Raw genomic sequence first — 5,676 nt, forward strand, 5'->3', positions numbered from 1 at the left:
CGAGATCGCGTCTCTTTGAGCTGCCGACATGGCGACGACGCCCACACTCTTGCCGGGTCGACTATCAAGGTGGTGAATCACTCGCTCGGCGACGTAGCGAGCTTCCAATGGGTTGTCCTGTCCCTGCGATCGTCGGTAGATCCCGTCGACCTTGAGCAGCTTCACCCCGGCATCTGGCACGTCGGCGAACGCGCCGGGGAACGTGACCAGCGAGTCCTCGTAGAAAGAACTGTTGCTGTACGCGATGAGATGTTCGTGGCGGCTGCGGTAGTGCCAACGCAGGCCGATGCTCGTGTAGCTTCCGCTGGACTTCATGAGGTCGAGCAACGACTCGTAGTCGGTTGCGAGATCTTCTTCGTCGTCGGCGCTCTCATCGATCTGCTGGGTGGCAGAGAAGAACGACGTCGGTGGAAGCTGCTTTTGGTCTCCGGCAGCGATGACCGCGGAGGCACGATAGAGGCAGTTGATGGCGTCGGCGGGCGGGATCTGGCTTGCCTCGTCGAAGATGACGTAGTCGAAGCGGATATCGGCCGGGAGATACTGCGAAACCGCGAGCGGGCTCATCATGAAGCAGGGATGGATCGCTTGGATGACGTCGCCGGCCCGACCGATGAGATCCCGCACAGGAATGTGACGGCGCTTCTTTTGAGCCTCGCCCTGGATCAGCGCCGTCTGGGACGACGCGACACTGGGACGTCGTGCAATGGCTTGCGCGAGTATCTGTGCTGCGGCATTCTCGACCAGGCCGCGATCAAGATCCCGGAACAGCTCGACCAGCGCGGCGCGGCTGACGGGGCGTTGCGCGCGGAGCCTCGGATCAGAATCGATGTGTGCAGACATCCAGGCTGACAACACGGAGGCCCGAATCACGTCGGAGACATCGTCCACGTCGGCACGCTCCAAGAGCTCGTCAAGCACTGCTCCTGCGCCCTGTCGTGTCAGACCATCGAAGTGGCTGCGGGCGAGCGACAGTGCGTCGGCGTCGCCGATGCTGGACGTCAGTTGCACGAGAAGGTCTTCGGCGTCGTCGGCATCCGACAGTTCTTGTGAAAGCGAGACTTCGCGTCCGGCGAATCGTCCTAGGAGCGAGCCGCGAGCGGCGTCCCACGCGGCTCCGTGGACGGCGAGGTCCGGGTGGTACGCGAGCGAGGAGAGCCCACGTAGTCGAGCCTCCGGGCCCGCGCTTTCGATGAGGGCGAGTACCGAGCTGGTCCATTCCAGCCGAGCGGCCATTTTGGCGACGCTCTCGCGGGAAAGCTCTGATTCAATACCGGGGTACGCAGTGCTGATGCGGCGCAGGTCTTCCTCGGTTTCGCGGGCTGTAATAGCAGTGGCGTGAGCCGAGTCCTGCAGGTCCCAAGCTGCATTGAGCGACCGGGTGCCATCTGCGGCGAAAAGCGAGGTGGCATCGAGCGCGGTGCTCACAGCCGATCCGACCGCGTCCAGTGTTGCCAGCGATTCTTCGATGGAGCGCGATTCGACGAACTCTCGAGAGCCGGCCTGTTCGACGCTCTGGCTGAAGAAGTCAACCGCTCTGCGGAGAGAAGCTGCGGATCGCGTGAGCTCGGCCCGTTGATGCTCGCCGGAGGAGGGAGAGAATGCCGACGAGCCGGGGACGGTGCCCACCCGCGTCACCACTGCCGCTGCGCGCTCCACTTGCGCGGATGCCAGTGCCCATCGCTCTTCGTCGCTCGGGACCCACCCCAGCAGGTCATGCACACGCTGAGCCGCCACGTTCAGCGCGGCAAGTGACTGCTGCCACGCCGCTGCCAGCCCCAAGTGGGCCATCGCTGCTCGTAGTTTGGTCGACGCGTGGGGCATCAGTGCGTCTTTGTCTGATCGAGTGGGGCCGAGGACAGATCGGCTCAACGCGTTCCGCGAGTCCCACCGCTCGGCAATGGAGCTGATGTCTGCCGTTGCGATGCTGTCCCGGAAGTACGCAGATGCCGCTTCGCCCGACTGCGCTGCTCGAATCTGCGCAGAGTGAAGTTCCGACAGTGCAGCACGAAGGCGAGTGATTCCATCAGCCGACAACCAGTCGACGCGCAACTGCGGCTCGGTGACGACAAGACCCGCGATCTCATCGAGTACCCTGTGGTCCGATGCGAAGCGGGGCATCGGAAGCCCGAACGATCGCGCGATGGATTCGGCGCAATCCTGGGACGCGCGAGCTGCATGCGTGACCGCACCCACTTTCGCGACCTGCGCCGCCACGTCAGCGGCCGGTTGAGTAAAGAGGTTAGGGACGACTGCATCCGCTTCTGGCGGAAGCGTTCGCGTCGCGTCGCGTGACGCGAACGTCCGCCAAGCCGGACCGAGTGAAGCGGACAATTGAGAGTCACGGTTCAAGAACTGGTCGGCTTTCGCAATTGCACTCCGCGCCTCATCGAGCACCGCTGAAGGCCCGTGAGCCAACCACTCCGAGTCCCGCCACTCATGTTCGCCGCGGTGCCACAGGTCGGTGAGGGCGAGCACCGTCTTCCACTCGTTCAGAGAATCGAGGCCGAATGATGAGCGATCGGGGGCGACGGCGTCGAGCGTGTCGACGAGTCGGTTTAGCGCGCGACGTGCGTTGGTTAGGTCAAACTCAAGGCCGTCGATTCGCGTGATGCCGTACCAAGGATGGCGGTCCCGTTGAGCGATGTGACTCCAGCCGATGCGGACGGCATCGGCGAGATCGCAGATCTCGTTCCATTGGGCCTCGGTGAAAGACTGCGTGTCGACGAGGGCGGGAGGATACGAGCTGACATCAGGCAGGCTCGCCGTCTTGCCCAGCACTTCGAAAAGCGTCCATTCAATGGGCTGGCGACGCTCGTTCATCGCGGCGGCGTACCCCGTGAGTTCTTCTCTGGTGGTCTTCGCGCGGGCAGGTGAAGGGGCTGTCTGCGGAAGTACAGAGGGTCGACTACTGAGTGCCTTACCGAGGTTCTGGGCGACCTCACTTCGTGCGGCCTTGTGGCTATGAAGTTCGAAAAGCAGCGGACCGAGGCCGCGATGGGTGAGCCGATCCCGAACCACATCGAGCGCGACAGCCTTTTCTGAAACGAAGAGGACCCGCTTTCCCGAGGCCATCAACGTCGCGATGATGTTCGAGATGGTCTGGCTCTTGCCGGTGCCTGGGGGGCCGTCGAGAACGAAACTCCTCCCCTGCTCCGTGGCGGCGATCGCTACGCGTTGGCTGGAGTCCGCGTCGAGAATCAGCGGCGTTGTCTCGGGTGGCGAGACGTCGTCAATTGTGCTCGGGTCGATCGGTTCGAACGTTAGCTGTTCTCGAAGTTGCTGATCGCGGCCCGTCAGTCCGCCGATGAGTGCGCTTTGAAGGATCGCTTCGTCATTGGCCTCCAGGTCGCGGTACATCGCCTCCTTGGCGAACATGAAGATGGAGAGAACGCAAAGGGGCTGGATCGACCATCTACTTGGGAGGGGCAGCGCGGCGAATAGCGCCTCGGCTCCTGCGTAACCGCCTTCCGCGAGTGCAGAATCTACGGCGGTTTGAGTCGGAAGCTTAATGCCGTGCTCGCGCATCTTGATCTCGAGTGCAGGGTTGACGACGGCGTCTTCCGAGGACGGATATAGACGGTGCGGTTGCTTGGGCCCGGAGGTGCGCAGCTCCACCGGTATAAAGATGAGTGGGCTGACACGAGGGTCGCCATTCGCCTCGACCCAGTGCATCGCCCCGAGCGCAAGGTAAAGGACGGACAAGCCACGGTCGAGATACTCTCGCGTTGCCGTTGTTGCTAGAAGTCGGAGCCCGCGGTCGACATCGCGTTGGGTCTTCTTCGCGAACAGGTGATTAGGGAACTTCGAGAAGTCCGTCTCCTCGATGTCAGCTAGTGCTTCTTCCTCGAGCTCGTCGGAGGGCGCATCGGCGTCGAGAGGCGGCGGTGTAGGCGTAATCCCAGCCACAGGGACGCCTTTCCCCGTTGAGATGATTCGGATCACCTCGTCGGGCGTTGACTCGACAAAGTCGATCGTCGAGGACCGAGTCGGTCGGTAGTTCAGAAGTCGGTTGCGCCCGGTCAACGACAGCAGAGAGTCCCGCCAAGAATGCAGCGCGTTGCGCATTGCATCTTCATTTGACTGGACGCCGTCGACCATACTGTCCCCCACTCGTCGCTGCTGCGCAGCGCACCCATACCTATGCATACTCTCGCATAGGCACGGTTGACGCGACTGGCGCCGAGTAATCGAGATGCTGATCGACCGTCGCTAAGGTGGCGGCATGACCTCGATCCCCGCGCCCTCACCCGGCTTCGCGACCATCGACTTCGAGACCACGGGCTTCTATGCCGAGGGAACCGACCGGGCGATCGAGATCTCCGTGGTTCACTCTGAGCCGGACGGCACGATCACGGGCCAGTGGGAGACACTCATCAACCCGGGCCGAGACCTCGGTCGGCAGGACATCCACGGCATCAGCGCCCGGGAGATCCTGCGAGCGCCGCAGTTCCCGGGTATCACTGCCGACCTGGTCGATCTGCTCTCACAGCGCGTGGTCGTGGCGCACAACGCCTCATTCGACATGCGTTTCCTCGAAGCCGAGTTGGGACGCGCGGCCTACTGGGCAGGCGTGCCGTTCGTCAGCCTCTGCACGATGCGGCTGGCGCGCACTCACCTCGGCGGGAGCAGCACGCTCGCTGATTGCTGTGCCGCGTTCGATATCGACCTGAGCGGGGCGCACCGGGCGGCGGTCGATGCGCGCGCGACGGCTGAGTTGCTTGGTGCCTTCGTGGCGAGCACGGGGCAGTCCTCTTGGCGCGATCTGCTTGGGCAGGCGGAGCGTCTGGCCCCGTACGCGGGGGAGCGGGGCGAGTGGCTCGCTCGTTCCAGCGTCGAGGACTACTCGCCAAGCTTCCTGGAAAGGATCATCGACCGAGTTCCAGACGTCAGCGACTCTGACGAGCAAGCGGAGTATGTCGCGCTCGTCGAGCGATGCCTCCTGGACCGCTACCTGTCCGAGCACGAGAAGGACGCCCTCGTCGCGTTCGCCGATCGAGCAGGTCTGCCGCGTGCGACGGTTGAGCGCCTGCATCGCGACTACCTCGCCGCGCTGGTGAGGATTGCCTGGGCAGATGGGGTGATCACCGATGACGAGCGTGCCGACCTGATGTCGGTCGCGCAGCTTCTGGAAGTGCCTGTCGAGATCGTGCTGGATGCCGTGGCTCAGCCAGTCGAGATCGCGGAACCTTCGGCGACGACGGCGTTCACGCTGAATCCCGGAGACATCGTCGTCCTCACCGGAGAGATGACGAGAGCGCGCTCGGAGTGGGAGCAGTGCCTCCGCGAGCACGGGATTGTCGCCAAGCCCGCCGTGACCAAGGCGGCACGACTCGTCGTCGCCGCCGATCCGGACTCTCTTTCTGGAAAGGCGCGTAAAGCGCGCGACTACGGCATCCCGATCGTCGGGGAGTCTTGGCTCGCCGAGCGCTACGCCTGATCAACCCGGGTTGATCAGTTAGATGACCTCCAGTGCGACCAGCGCAGGGGGCATCCTCAGCATGCTGGTCATGCTCAAGTGAGGTCCCGGGACTGTCACGGGCATCCGGTAGCATCCGACTAGAGCAGTGATGGCCCTCGCCGCGGCGCTCAACCAATCGATCGAGAATCTCGCTGGGGGATCTGATGGCTAAAGATAACGAAGTCGTGAAAAACGGCACCATAGGCGGCGTTGTGGCA

The 5,676-nt window shown here is 63.4% G+C and carries 2 protein-coding genes; one reads left to right on the top strand and one right to left on the bottom strand.

The features are described from left to right. Nucleotides 1-4,098: DUF4011 domain-containing protein (locus tag KZA10_RS06825; RefSeq protein WP_218682484.1), on the bottom strand; the 4,098-nt coding region annotated here is incomplete at its 3' end. A 124-nt stretch (nucleotides 4,099-4,222) separates the two neighbouring features. Between KZA10_RS06825 and KZA10_RS06830 the strand changes: the two genes are divergently transcribed. Further along, nucleotides 4,223-5,437: an exonuclease domain-containing protein gene (locus tag KZA10_RS06830; RefSeq protein WP_218682485.1), complete on the top strand. Its 1,215-nt coding sequence runs from the start codon at nucleotides 4,223-4,225 to the stop codon at nucleotides 5,435-5,437. Nucleotides 5,438-5,676: the final 239 nt, after the last annotated feature.

This window comes from Microbacterium sp. BF1, assembly GCF_019279095.1.
GTDB lineage: Bacteria > Actinomycetota > Actinomycetes > Actinomycetales > Microbacteriaceae > Microbacterium > Microbacterium maritypicum.

Coding starts and splice junctions, on each gene's coding strand:
- KZA10_RS06830 (WP_218682485.1), top strand. CDS start 4,223: ATGACCTCGATCCCCGCGCCCTCACCCGGCTTCGCGACCATCGACTTC.